Origin of the sequence: Metabacillus sp. 84, assembly GCF_050107715.1 — a bacterium.
Lineage (GTDB): Bacteria > Bacillota > Bacilli > Bacillales > Bacillaceae > Metabacillus_B.
This window is the reverse complement of record NZ_JBNILN010000002.1, coordinates 345,313-359,705: the sequence shown is the minus strand read 5'-3', so window position 1 is coordinate 359,705 and position 14,393 is coordinate 345,313. Positions and strand designations below refer to the sequence as shown.

Annotated in this window: 11 protein-coding genes; 1 reads left to right on the top strand and 10 read right to left on the bottom strand. The window is 46.4% G+C overall.

The window, feature by feature from the left end; genetic code table 11:
* Positions 1 to 110: 110 nt before the first annotated feature.
* The 6 genes from hemL to hemA are packed head-to-tail and all read right to left on the bottom strand — an operon-like array spanning position 111 to position 6,341.
* Positions 111 to 1,397, bottom strand: coding sequence for a glutamate-1-semialdehyde 2,1-aminomutase (hemL, locus tag ACQCV8_RS06415; RefSeq protein ID WP_426843730.1), 1,287 nt, complete (start codon positions 1,395 to 1,397; stop codon positions 111 to 113).
* 25 nt (positions 1,398 to 1,422) lie between these two features.
* Positions 1,423 to 2,403, bottom strand: a complete 981-nt coding sequence (gene hemB, locus ACQCV8_RS06410) for a porphobilinogen synthase (RefSeq protein WP_426843729.1) — start codon at positions 2,401 to 2,403, stop codon at positions 1,423 to 1,425.
* Positions 2,404 to 3,180 (bottom strand): uroporphyrinogen-III synthase, encoded by a 777-nt coding sequence (locus tag ACQCV8_RS06405; protein ID WP_426843728.1) that lies wholly within the window; start codon positions 3,178 to 3,180, stop codon positions 2,404 to 2,406.
* Complete coding sequence (hemC, locus tag ACQCV8_RS06400; RefSeq protein WP_426843727.1) at positions 3,177 to 4,112, bottom strand: hydroxymethylbilane synthase; 936 nt, start codon at positions 4,110 to 4,112, stop codon at positions 3,177 to 3,179. The genes ACQCV8_RS06405 and hemC overlap by 4 nt, the downstream gene beginning before the upstream one ends.
* Positions 4,113 to 4,142: 30 nt before the next feature.
* Positions 4,143 to 4,973, bottom strand: coding sequence for a cytochrome c biogenesis protein (locus ACQCV8_RS06395; protein ID WP_426843726.1), 831 nt, complete (start codon positions 4,971 to 4,973; stop codon positions 4,143 to 4,145).
* Between the two features lie 15 nt (positions 4,974 to 4,988).
* Complete coding sequence (hemA, locus tag ACQCV8_RS06390) at positions 4,989 to 6,341, bottom strand: glutamyl-tRNA reductase (RefSeq protein ID WP_426843725.1); 1,353 nt, start codon at positions 6,339 to 6,341, stop codon at positions 4,989 to 4,991.
* Positions 6,342 to 6,583: 242 nt separating this feature from the next.
* Between hemA and ACQCV8_RS06385 the strand changes: the two genes are divergently transcribed.
* Positions 6,584 to 7,066, top strand: a complete 483-nt coding sequence (locus ACQCV8_RS06385) for a LiaI-LiaF-like domain-containing protein (protein WP_426843724.1) — start codon at positions 6,584 to 6,586, stop codon at positions 7,064 to 7,066.
* A 120-nt stretch (positions 7,067 to 7,186) separates the two neighbouring features.
* Here the strand turns inward: ACQCV8_RS06385 and yihA are convergent, their stop codons facing one another.
* From yihA to clpX, 4 genes are all read right to left on the bottom strand, one after another.
* Entirely contained in the window at positions 7,187 to 7,777 is a 591-nt protein-coding gene (gene yihA / locus ACQCV8_RS06380) for a ribosome biogenesis GTP-binding protein YihA/YsxC (RefSeq protein WP_426843723.1), read from the bottom strand.
* Positions 7,774 to 10,095, bottom strand: coding sequence for an endopeptidase La (gene lon, locus ACQCV8_RS06375; protein ID WP_426843722.1), 2,322 nt, complete (start codon positions 10,093 to 10,095; stop codon positions 7,774 to 7,776). Before lon ends, yihA begins: the two co-directional genes overlap by 4 nt.
* A 194-nt stretch (positions 10,096 to 10,289) precedes the next feature.
* Positions 10,290 to 11,936 carry an ATP-dependent protease LonB gene (lonB, locus tag ACQCV8_RS06370; RefSeq protein ID WP_426843721.1) on the bottom strand — a complete coding sequence of 549 codons (1,647 nt, stop codon included), beginning with the start codon at positions 11,934 to 11,936 and terminating at the stop codon, positions 10,290 to 10,292.
* Between the two features lie 800 nt (positions 11,937 to 12,736).
* Complete coding sequence (gene clpX, locus ACQCV8_RS06365) at positions 12,737 to 14,002, bottom strand: ATP-dependent protease ATP-binding subunit ClpX (protein ID WP_426843720.1); 1,266 nt, start codon at positions 14,000 to 14,002, stop codon at positions 12,737 to 12,739.
* Positions 14,003 to 14,393 lie beyond the last annotated feature (391 nt).

Here is a 14,393-nt window from a genome sequence, read left to right as displayed (position 1 = left end):
GGCTCGGAGTTTCACGCCTTCCGCTCCAATCAACAGGTGTGAAAAATCAATTGTATGCTTTAACAAAGCCAAAAAATAAAAAGCTGTCCAGACATGCCGGACAGCTGATCTTAACGCAGTCTGCTGAACGCTTTTTCAGCTGCAGCAACCGTTTGTTGGATATCTTCATCAGAATGGGCAGTGGAAAGAAACAGCCCTTCAAATTGTGACGGAGGCAAAAAGACACCTTCATTGGCCATTTCTCTGTAATAGCCTGCGAAATAATCCAGATCCGATGATTTCGCTGTATCGTAATCCGTAACCGGCTCGTTCGTAAAGAAGATTCCGATCATGGAGCCGGCGCGGTTGATCGTATGCGGAACTTGATGTTTTTGAGCCGCTTCCGCCAACCCTTGCTCAAGAAGATCCGCTTTTCTGGCAAACTCTTTGTAGCTTTCAGGTGTGAGCTGCTTCAGCGTCTCCAGCCCGGCCGTCATGGCGAGCGGATTTCCCGACAGCGTTCCCGCCTGATAAATGGGACCGCTTGGAGCAATTTGCTCCATAATTTCGGCTTTTCCGCCGTAAGCTCCGACCGGAAGTCCTCCCCCAATGACTTTTCCAAGACACGTTAAATCAGGAGTAACACCGAAATAGCCTTGAGCACAATGATAATCCACGCGGAAGCCGGTCATCACCTCGTCAAAAATCAGCAGGGAGCCGTATTCACTCGTTACATCTCTTAATCCCTCAAGGAATCCCGGCTGCGGAGGGACGACACCCATATTCCCAGCGACCGGCTCCACAATCACTCCGGCGATATCTTCGCCAAATTCCTGAAAAGCTGCGCGAATGCTCTCCAGATCATTATATGGAACGGTAATTGTATTTTTCGCTACTCCTTCAGGCACGCCGGGGCTGTCGGGCAGGCCAAGGGTGGCAACACCTGAGCCCGCTTTGATGAGAAGAGAGTCACCGTGGCCGTGATAGCACCCTTCGAACTTGATGATTTTGTTCCGGCCGGTATATCCCCGAGCCAGACGGAGAGCACTCATCGTCGCTTCCGTGCCCGAGCTGACCATTCTTACAATCTCGATGGACGGAACGCGCTCGATCACAAGGCGGGCGAGTTCATTTTCTAAAAGGGTGGGGGCACCGAAGCTGGTTCCGGATTCCACTACTTTTTTTAAGGAGTCGACGACCTGCTCATTTGCATGTCCATGAATGAGGGGACCCCATGATAAAACATAATCAATGTATTCGTTTCCGTCGATATCATAAATTCGCGATCCTTTGCCGTGCTCCATAAAGATTGGATCGAGCCTGACAGACTTGAAAGCGCGGACCGGGCTGTTGACACCGCCGGGCATCAGCCTCTGTGCTTCCTTAAATGCCTGCTTCGATTTTTCATAGCTTCTCATATTGGTCTGCCCCTTTCCATTCTTTTTACTGCTCCTTTAGCCACCTTGCTGCATCCTTCGCATGGTAAGTGATAATAAGATCGGCACCTGCACGCTTCATGCTCGTCAGTTTCTCCAGAACGATGGCCCGTTCATCGACCCATCCGTTTTGAGCTGCTGCTTTTATCATGGAGTACTCTCCGCTGACATTATAGGCTACTACCGGCAGGCTGAAGCTGTTTTTCACATCCCGCATGATATCCAGATAAGAGAGGGCCGGTTTGACAATGAGGAAGTCAGCGCCCTCTTTTACGTCAGATTCGGCTTCCCTGATGGCTTCTATCCGGTTGGCCGGATCCATTTGATAGGTTTTGCGGTCGCCGAACTGAGGAGTACTGTGGGCTGCATCCCGGAAAGGCCCGTAAAACGCACTTGCATATTTTACAGCATAGGACATTACCGGGATTTCTTCAAATCCGTTCTCATCCAGTCCTTTGCGGATCGCTGCCACGAATCCATCCATCATGTTAGAGGGGGCAATAATATCTGCACCTGCCTTCGCCTGGCTAACCGCTGTGCGGGCAAGAAGATCAAGGGAGGGGTCATTCAATATTTTCCCTTCTTCAATGACGCCGCAATGCCCATGGTCGGTATATTGGCACAAGCATGTATCCGCCACTACCACGAGGTCCGGGAAGCCTGCTTTGATCTGGCGGATCGCTTTTTGGACGATGCCATGATCATGATAGGCTTCTGAACCTACAGCATCTTTATGGTCCGGAACACCGAATACAATAACGGAGCGGATGCCAAGGTCAAGAAGCTCCTGCATCTCTCCATTGAGGTGGTCAAGGGAAACCTGTTCTACACCTGGCATAGACGCTACGGCATTCCGCTTATGTTCTCCTTCCACTACAAAGATCGGATAAATAAAATCCTCCGGACGCAAAAACGTTTCTCGAATCATTGCACGCATTCCTTCACTGGAACGAAGTCTGCGGTGTCTGGCAAAATGCAAATCCATCATTTATTCCTCCTTGGGTGCTTCTATATGATCGATCATTTTCTTTACCATTCCTTCAATGGTATAAGGATCGGCTATAAGACAATCATACCCGTAATTTTTCACCGTTTCAGCTGTCACGTCTCCAATGCAGACAAAAGCTGGGGATGCACCCGGCTGCCTCTGTGCAGCCTGCATGTAGGAACGAACGATTGAAGGGCTTGTAAAGGTAGCAAAGTCAAGAATTCCTTCCTGAAGCAGCTCTGCCAGCTCCTGCTGGGCTCTCTTCAGAGGACTGTTGCTGTATAAAATCAGCTCAGAAGCCTGCACACCCATTTCCTTCATTTTTTTGTAGACTGCCTGCTTAGACAGGCTGCCCCGGATCACCAGTATGCTGTCGCCGGCTGATACTTCGCCTGCCAAAGCCTGTGCCAGCCCTTCTCCCGAGAAGGTGTGGGGCATGAGGTCGGCTTTTAGCCCAGCCTGCTCGAGGCTCTCGGCTGTTTTCTTCCCAACTGCACCTGTTTTGCAATGCTCAGGAAAAGAAAGTCTGAATTTTTCCATGAAACAGGTAAAAAAGCGAACTCCATTTGCACTCGTGAAAATAATCCAATCGTATTGATGCAGTTTTTCCATGCGGCTTTCGATATCGGCCTCATCAGCAGCCGGCTCAATTGCGACAAGCGGGATGACATAAGGGACAGCCCCCAGCTCTTCAATAAGACGCGCAAAAGAAGCCGCTTGGCTTTTCTCTCTTGTAATCAAGATGTGTTTCCCACTTAGCGGCTTCTTTCTATTCATTCTTGGTCCAGCTCCTCTTTCACCCTGGAAATAAGCTCCTTCGCTCCCTGCCCTTCCAGCTTTTTCGCGACTCTTTTTCCGAGCTCAGAGGGATCTGTTCCAACCATCGTTTCCCGGTACACGTTTCTGCCTTCAGGATCTGCAACCAGCCCGGTCAAGCGAACCTGACTCCCGCCCGCAAGCTCTGCATAACCGGCGATCGGAATCTGGCAGCCGCCCTCCATATCCTTCAGGAACGCTCTTTCGGCTTGAACGGTTAAGGAAGTATCCGCGTCATTGACATTTGCGAGAATCTCAAGCAATTCTTTGTCGCTCTCTCTGCATTCAATAGCCAAGGCTCCCTGGCCGACAGCCGGCAGGCATTCAGCAGGGTCCAGGTATTCAGTGACAATTTCTTCGCTCCAGCCCATCCGTGAAAGCCCGGCTGCCGCGAGGATAATCGCATCATAATCTTCATTTTTCAGCTTGCTTATGCGTGAGTCAATATTCCCGCGGATCCATTTAATTTGAAGATCCGGCCTGATCGCAAGAATTTGAGCACTTCTTCTAAGGCTGCTCGTCCCGATTACAGACCCGGGGGAAAGCTCGGAAAGCTTGCGTCCATCCTTTGAAATCAGCGCGTCCCTTACATCTTCTCTGAATGGAATACACCCGATTGTCAAACCTTCAGGAAGCTCGGCTGGCATATCTTTCATGCTGTGGACAGCCATGTCAATCTCTCCATCGAACATCGCCTGCTCGATTTCCTTAACAAATAAACCTTTTCCCCCTACCTTGGAAAGCGTTACATCCAGGATTCGATCCCCTTTTGTAACAATTTCCCTAACTTCAAATTCATAGGGAAGACCCAAGTCCCGGAGTTTTTGGATAAACCAATTGGTCTGGGTCAGAGCAAGCTTGCTTCTTCTAGAACCGATGATGATCTTTCTCATATGAATCCTCCCAATCTCCAATCCCGAAATCTATGAATACACATGAAATCGGGATAAGCTTCCAAACAGGAAAAAATTGATCAGCAGCACGAGAAAAGCTGCTGCATTCCATAAAGCAATCGGTTTCCCCTGCCGGTTTTTTACGATTCTTACATATAGATACACGCTGTATATAACAATGACGCCAAATGAACCCGTTACCTTCGGATCGAACCATTGAAAGTCCGGAAGTTTGATGAACGCCCATATGGATCCAAGAATCAGGCTGAGCAGGAGCATAGGCACTCCGATTACGTTCAATACATAGGCCATGTGGTCAAGCGTAGATAAGTCGTTAATGCGCAGAAGTTTTTTTCCCCACCTTTTTTTCTTAAGCAGCCGGTATTGCAGCAAATATAGCATAGAAAAAACGAAACTGAGAGAAAAAGCTCCATACGATAGAATGGCCATGGTGATATGAATGATGGAAAGCTCTGAAATCAGCTGCTCAGAAAGCTGGCCAGGCTGATTTTGCGAAAGGGCGAATGTGTGAAGAGCAAGCATAATAAACCCGAGCACACTAGTAAAAAACGGGATGAAATCCGCCTTTTGCAGCCAATTCAAAATCAGGGAAATCGTGACGAGCACCCATGTGTAGAAATACAGGCCCTCCGATATGTTCAAAATCGGAAACGTTCGAGAAACGGCTGTTTCATAAAACAAAAAAATTGTTTGCAGCAGCCAAACAATAGAAAGCAACCAGAAGGCAGCTTTGCTGGCCTTCCGGTTCGTATGAACAAAATCAATGAAATAAAAGAGGACACAACATGCATAGATAATAACCGCTGCTTCATTCAGCCGGTTCAGGTCCAACCCAATCATTAAGCCATATCCTTTCTAGTAAGATGGATACGAAACACTCTGAACAGCTTCGGTTTCATAGAACCGTTCAGATTGCCGGTTTTTTTCTTTTTGCTGTTTGACCTGTTCGCTAATATTAAAAATATCTGAGAAAAGCTCCAGCGCTTCTTCTCCATCCTCTTCCGCTGCCAATTCCTTAGCCTTCAGAATCGGATCTCGCAGAAGCTGGTTTATGATGCTTTTCGTATGCTTATTTAAAAGCTTGATATCCCGTTCAGACAAATCAGGCATTTTCCGCTCGATGCTCTGCATCGTATCCGACTGAATCAATAATGCTTTTTCCCGCAGAGCCGTAATGACCGGAACGACTCCAAGTGTATTCAGCCATTGCTTGAACTGGACGATTTCCAGTTCAATCATAAGTCCAACTCGTTCGGCCGCTGCATTCCGTTCCTTCATATTTGCTTCCACGATGCCTTCCAGGTCATCGATATCATATAGGAAAATACTTTCCAGCTCATTTATAGAAGGATCCAAATCGCGCGGTACGGCGATATCCACCATAAACAGCGGATTGCCTTTGCGTTTCTTCTCAACTTCTGCCATCATTTGCTTTGTTACAACGAAGTCTTTTGCTCCTGTCGAGCTGATCACGATATCCGCATCCTTCAGTGCCGCTTCAAGCTCGGCAAAGCTTTTAGGAACTCCGCTGAATTTATCTGCGAGCTGCCTGGCTTTCTCAAAAGTCCGGTTAACAACCGTCACCTGGCTTACACCGTTTCCATGCAGATTTTGAGCGGCAAGCTCGCTCATCTTCCCGGCTCCTAAAATGAGGACACGCTTGGAATTCAATCCTCCAAAAATCTTCTTGGCAAGCTGTACGGCTGCATAGCTGACTGAAACTGCATGACTTCCGATCTCGGTTTCGGAATGAGCCCTCTTGGCAAGCGTCACCGCTTCTTTAAACAAGTAATTAAAGACTGTGCCAGTAGTCTGAAGCTCCTGCCCCTTCAAAAAACTCGTTCGCACCTGTCCTAAAATTTGAGTTTCACCAACAATCATGGAATCAAGACCGCAGGAAACACGGAAAAGATGATCGACGGCTCCGTCATTTTCATAGAACGTTAAAAACGGGGCAAACTGCTCGATTTCAAGATCAAACCATTCGGCTAAAAAGGCTTTCAGATAATATCTTCCCGTGTGAAGCTGATCCGTAACGGCGTAAATCTCCGTACGGTTGCAGGTAGATACAATAATATTTTCAAGAACGCTTTTTTGCGTTTTTAGTTTCTGCATGGCTGATCCAAGTTCAGCAGGATCGAAACTGAGCTTTTCTCGTATATCAACAGGGGCAGTCTTATGATTCAGGCCTACAACTAAAATATGCACGATTTCATACCCCCTATATTCCTTACTTTCATTAGCAATAATTATTCTAAAGTAAAAATAATTCTTTGTCTAATCATTTACATCTCGTCTATTTTATATTATAACATGATAGAAAAGTCTTCATTTGATAAAATGTGAACAGAGTATGAAACAGAAAATGCTCAAATTTATGTATACCACCATGTACAATACCAAAAAAAGCGCTTTCTTTCAAGAGAGAGTCCTGTGAACGAGGTGTAAAAATGAAACAGCGTCCAGCATTCCCAGCCTATTTTCTAATTATCATCGGAGCCTATTTTCTTTTTCAGAAGCTTAACATTGTCCTATTTCCCGAGCAAAACAGCTGGCCGACATTGGTCCTGCTGTTCGGTGCTGTATTTCTCATCAGCAGTTTTACAGCTAAAGACGATGCCTACCTTGTACCGGGATTGATTCTAGCCGGCCTTGGTGTCCACTTTCTCATGTCCGGGAAAAACCCGTCCTGGCCGGATGATGCTGCAGGCATCACAATCATCATCGGAATTGCCCTCCTGATTGCTTCAATAAAAGCGAAAAACGGGTACATAACCGGCGCCATTGTCCTGCTGGCGGGGCTATTCCTCCATTACTTCGAGCAGATTACCGGCTCTTTCAGCCAGCTGGAAGAGGGCATCAGCTATGCCGAAAAATTCTGGCCTTTTTTGTTCATCGCTGCCGGTCTGTTCTTATTATTCAGGAAAAAATAAGAAAGTATACAAGCAAAACGCATCCTTGGGATGCGTTTTTTGTTCTATTGCTGCAGTTTTATACCGAATGAATGAACACCTCAAAAAGAAAACGCACCTTCAGGATGCGTTTTCTTCCTCTTATTTAACTCCAGTCAGTCTCTTAATCGCACCCCATGCTTCATCCTTGCCTTTTCCGGTCTCAGATGAAAACAGGACAATGGAATCCTCTTCATATAGATCGAGGGTTTCTTCTACGATCTTTACATGCTTTTGCCATTTTGACTTCGGAATTTTATCCGCTTTTGTAGCAACGACGATCACCGGGATGCTGTAATGCTTTAGAAAGCCGTACATCATTTGGTCATCGTTCGTCGGTTTATGGCGGACATCGATGATCAGGACGACCGCTTTTAACTCTTCCCGGTTCGTCAGGTACGTTTCGATCATTCTTCCCCAGGCATCCCGCTCGCTTTTCGATACTTTAGCGAAGCCGTATCCGGGTACATCCACAAAGTGGAGGACTTCATTAATAATGTAAAAGTTCAAGGTTTGGGTTTTCCCCGGCTTGGAGGATGTCCTGGCCAGGTTTTTTCGGTTCAGCAGCTTGTTGATAAAGGAAGACTTCCCTACGTTGGACCTCCCGGCGAGAGCAATCTCGGGAAGGCCGGCGTCAGGGTATTGTTCCGGTTTTACTGCACTTATTACAATTTCAGATGTGGTTACTTTCATTTCGTTTCTCCAGTCAATGCATGGTTTAACACTTCTTCAATATTGGAAACCAGGACAAAGGTTAATTCGTTGCGTACACTTTCAGGAATGTCGTCAAGATCCTTCTCATTCTCCTTTGGAATGATGATCTTCTTCAGCCCTGCACGGTGGGCGGATAAAGACTTTTCTTTCAGACCGCCGATTGGCAGAACGCGTCCCCTTAAGGTGATTTCTCCCGTCATGCCTACTTCTTTTCTGACGGGGCGTCCAGTCAGGGCAGAGATCAGCGCGGTGGCCATCGTAATACCCGCGGATGGGCCATCCTTTGGCACGGCTCCTTCCGGAACGTGGATATGAATATCATTTTTCTCGTTAAAATCCGCATCGATCTCAAGCGCAGCAGCCTTTGAGCGGATAAAACTGAATGCGGCCTGCGCGGACTCTTTCATTACGTCTCCAAGTTTACCGGTTAAGATCAGCTTGCCTTTACCGGGCGACAAGGATACTTCGATCGACAGAGTGTCTCCCCCGACCGTTGTATAAGCAAGCCCGGTGGCCACGCCGACCTGGTCTTCAATTTCTGCCTGGCCATAGCGGTAAATCGGCTTTCCGAGAAAATCAGGAAGATTTTTCTCTGATACAATAATCTTCTTTTTCTCCTCAGAAACAATCTTTTTCGCTGCCTTCCGGCAAATGGCCGCCAGCTGCCGTTCCATTCCGCGGACCCCGGCTTCTCTTGTGTAATAGCGGACCACATTTTGGAGAGCTGTTTCTTTTACCTGCAGATTCGCTTTTTTTAATCCGTGAGCCTCCAGCTGTTTCGAAAGGAGATGATCCTTTGCAATTTGGATTTTTTCAAGTTCGGTATAGCCGGCAATCGTGATGATTTCCATACGGTCTTTCAGCGGACCCGGGATGGTCGCCAGGTTATTGGCTGTCGCAATGAACATGACGTTGGATAAATCATACGTTTCTTCTATATAATGGTCACTGAATGTATGGTTTTGTTCAGGGTCAAGTACTTCCAGCAGGGCAGAGGACGGATCCCCTCTGAAATCACTGGACATTTTATCAATTTCGTCCAGCAAAAAGACAGGATTGATGCTGCCTGCTCTCTTCATACCCTGAATAATCCGGCCAGGCATGGCACCGACGTATGTCCGGCGGTGTCCTCTTATCTCGGATTCATCCCTCACTCCGCCAAGTGAAATCCTGACAAAATTACGGTTCAGTGATTTGGCAATGGAGCGCGCCAAAGAAGTTTTCCCTACGCCCGGAGGCCCTGCAAGGCACAGGATAGGTCCTTTCAGAGAGTTTGTCAGCTTTTGGACAGCTAAGTATTCAAGCACCCGTTCCTTTACTTTTTCCAAGCCATGATGGTCATCATTGAGAATTTTTTCAGCTACATTTAGATCAAGCCGGTCTTCTGTTGAATTGGTCCATGGCAGTGAAAGGAGCCAGTCAATGTAATTGCGGATAACCGCGCTTTCTGCTGAGCTGGAAGGAACCTTTTCATAACGGTCTAATTCCTTCAGAGCAGCCGCTTTAATTTCCTCGGGCATGCCGGCTTCTTCTATTTTACCGGAGAGAGAAGAAACTTCCCCTGTTTTTCCTTCTTTATCCCCAAGCTCTTTTTGTATGGCTTTCATCTGCTCACGCAAATAATACTCTTTTTGAGTACGTTCCATGGAGCGTTTTACACGCTGCCCGATTTTTTTCTCAAGGTTCAGCACTTCTTTTTCATTGTTGATCATGCTGATGACTTTATGAAGACGTTCTTTTATATTGACCGTTTCCAGGACTTCCTGCTTTTCCTTTAATTTTAAAGGCAGGTGGGAAGCGACGAGATCAGCTACACGTCCCGGCTCATCGATGTCAGCCACGGAAGCAAACGTCTCCGCTGAAACTTTTTTGGAAAGCTTAATGTACTGCTCGAAATATTCAAGCAGTGTCCTCATCAGCGCTTCGCTCTCTGTGTCTTTTGTCCCCGTGTCTGTAAGTGTTTCAATTGTCACCATCAGGGTATCGTTTTCTTCCTCAAAGGAATGGATTTCGCCTCTTTCCAAACCCTCTACGAGGACACGGATCGTCCCGTTCGGAAGCTTCAGCATCTGCTTAATTTTTGTATACGTACCGACCCGGTAAACATCATCCTCTGCCGGTTCATCTATGGAAATATCCTTTTGTGTTGCCAGGAAAATCATATGATTGTCCATCATTGCCGTTTCTAAAGCTTCTACTGATTTATCCCTGCCTACATCCAAATGAAGAACCATGGTTGGATAGACCAAAAGCCCTCTTAATGGAAGCAAAGGAATGGTTAGTTTATTGTCTGCCATACCTATGCACCTCCGTCTCTTTCTTGATAGCGTATGTGCGAGTTCTTGTCTAATTCTAACTTATTCTTTATAGGGTGTCTATTTGGATGATCATTTTTTGCCTATCGGCGGACCGAACCTATGTAATCAAGCAAATCAGCATAGGAAAACCCCCAGGCAGGCTGGAGGTTCACCGCTCTTAACTATATGCAGACTTATACTGATTTTTTCTCATTCAGCAAAAATTCGGCCGGCGGATTCAGTAGTGCATGATCAAGCACTTCCTGGAAATGTGAAACAGGAATAATCGTGATCCCCGGGATATCCTCAAGGATCGACTGGCTGTTTTCCGCAGGAATGATGACCTTCATGGCCCCGGCCAATTTAGCTGCCTTGATTTTAGGGACCACGCCGCCAATCGGCTTAACGTGCCCATGTATGCTGATTTCTCCAGTCATTGCCACAAGATGGTCGACTGGAATTTTATGAATGGCAGAAAAGATGCCTGATGCCATCGCAATCCCTGCCGAAGGCCCATCCACCGGAACCCCTCCCGGGAAGTTAACGTGAATTTCATAGTTGTCTGCTTCTACTCCCATTGATTTGAGGACCGTAATGACATTTTCCACCGATCCTTTGGCCATGCTTTTTCTGCGGATGGATTTTCCGCGGTCTCCAATGCTTTCTTCTTCCACAATCCCTGTTATGTTCACACTGCCCTTTTCTTTCGCTGGCAGAACCATTACTTCTATTTCAAGGAGAGATCCTGTGTTCGGACCGTGTACAGCCAGTCCGTTCACCAGGCCTATTTTCGCTTCCTCCCCAATCTTTCGGTCATACCTTGGAGACATTTGGCTGGAATGGATGACCCATTCAATATCCTTTAATGTAACTGCGCCGCGGTCTTCGTTCATCGCCATCCCCGCTACAATCTGCATCATGTTGACGATTTCCCGTCCGTTTCTGGCATAGGAGGTCATACGTTCAATACCTTCATCCGAGACATTCATCCCAATTTTCGCCGCTGCTTTGTTTGCGACGATGGAGAGCTCCTTTTGATCAAGCTCCCTGAAAAACACTTCTACGCAGCGCGACCGGATGGCTGGCGGAATTTCATTTGGCGTTCTTGTTGTAGCCCCGATCAGGCGAAAATCAGCCGGCAATCCATTTTGGAAAATATCATGGATGTGGCTTGGTATGTTTGTGTTTTCTTCACTATAATAAGCACTTTCCAAAAATACTTTCCGGTCTTCAAGAACCTTCAGCATTTTGTTCATCTGAATCGGATGGAGTTCACCGATTTCGTCAATAAACAAGACTCCCCCATGTGCATGTGTAACAGCACCTTGCTTAGGCTGAGGGATGCCGGCTTGTCCCATAGCTCCGGCGCCCTGGTAAATCGGGTCATGAACAGACCCGATTAGGGGATCGGCAATTCCCCTTTCATCAAAACGGGCTGTCGTTGCATCAAGCTCGACGAATACGGCATTCGAGCGGAACGGGGATTTCCCATTTTGTTTCGCTTCTTCAAGCACTAGTCTCGCAGCGGCTGTTTTTCCGACTCCTGGCGGTCCATAAATAATCACGTGCTGGGGATTGGGTCCGCATAATGCAGCGCTTAAGGAACGGATTCCATCTTCCTGACCGACTATATCCATAAATGTCTTAGGGCGGACTCTTTCCGCCAAAGGCTCACTTAACCGGATCGATCTCATTTTTTTCAGCTGTTCCATTTCTTTTTTCGATTCCCTGTCGATGGATACCTTTTGGGTGCGCTGGCTTTTTAACAAATTCCAAAAATACAAACCGATAATAATCCCGAAAAACAACTGTACAAACAATGCAATGCTTGTCCAACTCATACTGGTCCCTCCTGCTGCATTCTGTTTCTATGTAAAAGAGTCTTCCTCTCTTAGCCATAATGGTGTTTCCTTGCTCCTAGTATCTCCTCACTGAAAGCGGAATAAACCCGCAGAAAGAAGATTTGCAGGAAGAAGATTCGGCGGTGGCGGAGGGCAGCAGTGGAATTTCTAAAAAGCATACATCAATCTGTCTTTTCATGTTTCATCCAGGATTGTTCAGGCTGATTTCTTTCTCCTCCTACTATATATTTCCCACAGGACGGGCAGTGTCTTGCTTTGCAGCTGCGGATGGCTCCTCCTGTCCCGCCTTCAGCGGAAGTTAAGCACCTTTCGCAGTTAATACCAGACGGTTTCCATCAAAATTTTGTCGAAAAGTAGATATATTGAAAGTACGGACAATAAGCTGAGAGGGTAGGACAATAAAATGAAAGTACGGACAATAAAACAAAAGTTAGGACAATATCCTCTCCAATCAGCCCCCAAAGCAGCTTTGAAGACACCAAAAACAGCCTGATACCTGCAATTTTAACGGAGAACGAGTTCTGAACAGCACATTAAGGCGATTTTGAACCAAAAAGACGTGAACAGTGCCAGCGACTAAGGATTCCCGCTTTTTCAGCCCGCTAATGCCGATAAGACATAATCGTCAAGCCTCGCAGAATTCTCTGACTAAAGTTCCAAACACCAGATTTTCTTTACAGAACTGAACAAGAAGGACCGCCGCTCAAGCAATGAAAAAAAAAGGCTGCGCATGATGGCAGCCTTTTTTCCGTTCAATATTCGCCTCGATTACACGTTCCTCAGGCGGAAGTCTTTTTATCTTTTTCAATGACAGTACCGTCATTTGTGACAAGCTTAGGCGGAACCTGATCAGTAACGGTCGCGCCGGTAATGATACATTTCTCGATGTCCTCGCGGGAAGGAAGATCGAACATCATGTCGAGCATGATGCCTTCAATAATAGATCTTAGACCGCGGGCACCTGTTTTACGCTCGATTGCTTTTTTCGCGATTTCAACCAGAGCCTCATCCTCAAACTCCAGTTCCACCCCATCCAGATCAAGCATCTTTTGATACTGTTTGACTAGGGCATTTTTCGGTTTTGTCAGGATTTCAACCAATGCATCCTCGTCGAGTGGGGCAAGACTTGAAATAACAGGCAGACGCCCGATAAATTCAGGAATCAGACCGAATTTAAGCAGGTCTTCCGGAAGGACTTTGGAAAGAAGCATTTTTTGGTCCATATCTTCTTTCGAGTTGTCTGATCCAAAACCAATGACTTTTTTGCCGAGACGGCGTTTGATAATTTGTTCAATCCCGTCAAAGGCTCCTCCGCAGATGAAGAGGATGTTCGTCGTATCAATCTGAATGAATTCCTGATGAGGGTGCTTGCGTCCGCCCTGCGGTGGAACACTTGCAACGGTTCCCTCAAGAATTTTCAGCAATGCCTGCTGAACTCCTTCACCAGATACATCACGCGTGATTGACGGATTTTCGGATTTACGGGCAACCTTATCGATTTCATCAATATAGATAATGCCTTTTTCTGCTTTTTCCACATCGTAATCTGCTGCCTGAATCAGTTTAAGAAGGATGTTCTCTACATCCTCACCGACATATCCAGCCTCAGTTAGAGAAGTAGCGTCCGCTATAGCAAATGGAACATTCAGGATCCTTGCGAGTGTCTGCGCAAGAAGGGTTTTACCGCTTCCTGTCGGCCCTATCATCGCAATGTTGGACTTAGAAAGCTCCACATCATCGATTTTGCTGCTGGAATTTATCCGTTTGTAATGGTTGTATACCGCTACGGCAAGAGATTTCTTAGCCGCTTCCTGTCCGATTACATACTCGTTGAGAATTCCCTGGATCTCAGCAGGTTTCGGTACATCTTTAAACTCAACTTCCTCTTCCGTGCCTAGCTCTTCCTCCACGATTTCCGTGCAGAGCTCGATGCATTCGTCACATATATATACACCCGGTCCAGCTACAAGTTTACGAACTTGATCCTGTGTTTTCCCGCAGAATGAACATTTTAGCTGTCCTTTTTCATCATTGAACTTAAACATTGTTTCACCCCTTATTCTTTATCTCTTCATACAGTCAAAACCCCGTCCATCAGGGAATACAGCGGTTTTGTTAAACTTGGTGATGCGCTTTGGCAGCGTACAGCCATTGAGAGCAAATCAAGTATGCAGTGCATTTTAACATAAACGCTGCGGTGATGGATATTTAGATGTTTGAAGAATGTTTGCAGCTATGTATGCTTTTTTATATCCTACCCTATATTTTGAAGAAAAAACATCTTTTGCATACTCAGGCTGTTTATGACGGAGTACCCCCGAAAGGGCTATGTATTGATGTATGTATATGTATTCTAGCATGTTTCAGGTGAATTAGGAATGATCCTGCTTCTAAGTATATGTCGCCATTTTCTGCAAAAGCTTATGTTTAGAAAAC

What these genes read in the sequence shown, in the direction of transcription:
- clpX (WP_426843720.1), bottom strand. Translation starts at nt 14,002, where the DNA reads ATGTTTAAGTTCAATGATGAAAAAGGACAGCTAAAATGTTCATTCTGC.
- ACQCV8_RS06385 (WP_426843724.1), top strand. Translation starts at nt 6,584, where the DNA reads ATGAAACAGCGTCCAGCATTCCCAGCCTATTTTCTAATTATCATCGGA.
- hemC (WP_426843727.1), bottom strand. Translation starts at nt 4,112, where the DNA reads ATGAGAAAGATCATCATCGGTTCTAGAAGAAGCAAGCTTGCTCTGACC.
- ACQCV8_RS06405 (WP_426843728.1), bottom strand. Translation starts at nt 3,180, where the DNA reads ATGAATAGAAAGAAGCCGCTAAGTGGGAAACACATCTTGATTACAAGA.
- lon (WP_426843722.1), bottom strand. Translation starts at nt 10,095, where the DNA reads ATGGCAGACAATAAACTAACCATTCCTTTGCTTCCATTAAGAGGGCTT.
- hemL (WP_426843730.1), bottom strand. Translation starts at nt 1,397, where the DNA reads ATGAGAAGCTATGAAAAATCGAAGCAGGCATTTAAGGAAGCACAGAGG.
- hemB (WP_426843729.1), bottom strand. Translation starts at nt 2,403, where the DNA reads ATGATGGATTTGCATTTTGCCAGACACCGCAGACTTCGTTCCAGTGAA.
- lonB (WP_426843721.1), bottom strand. Translation starts at nt 11,936, where the DNA reads ATGAGTTGGACAAGCATTGCATTGTTTGTACAGTTGTTTTTCGGGATT.
- yihA (WP_426843723.1), bottom strand. Translation starts at nt 7,777, where the DNA reads ATGAAAGTAACCACATCTGAAATTGTAATAAGTGCAGTAAAACCGGAA.
- ACQCV8_RS06395 (WP_426843726.1), bottom strand. Translation starts at nt 4,973, where the DNA reads ATGATTGGGTTGGACCTGAACCGGCTGAATGAAGCAGCGGTTATTATC.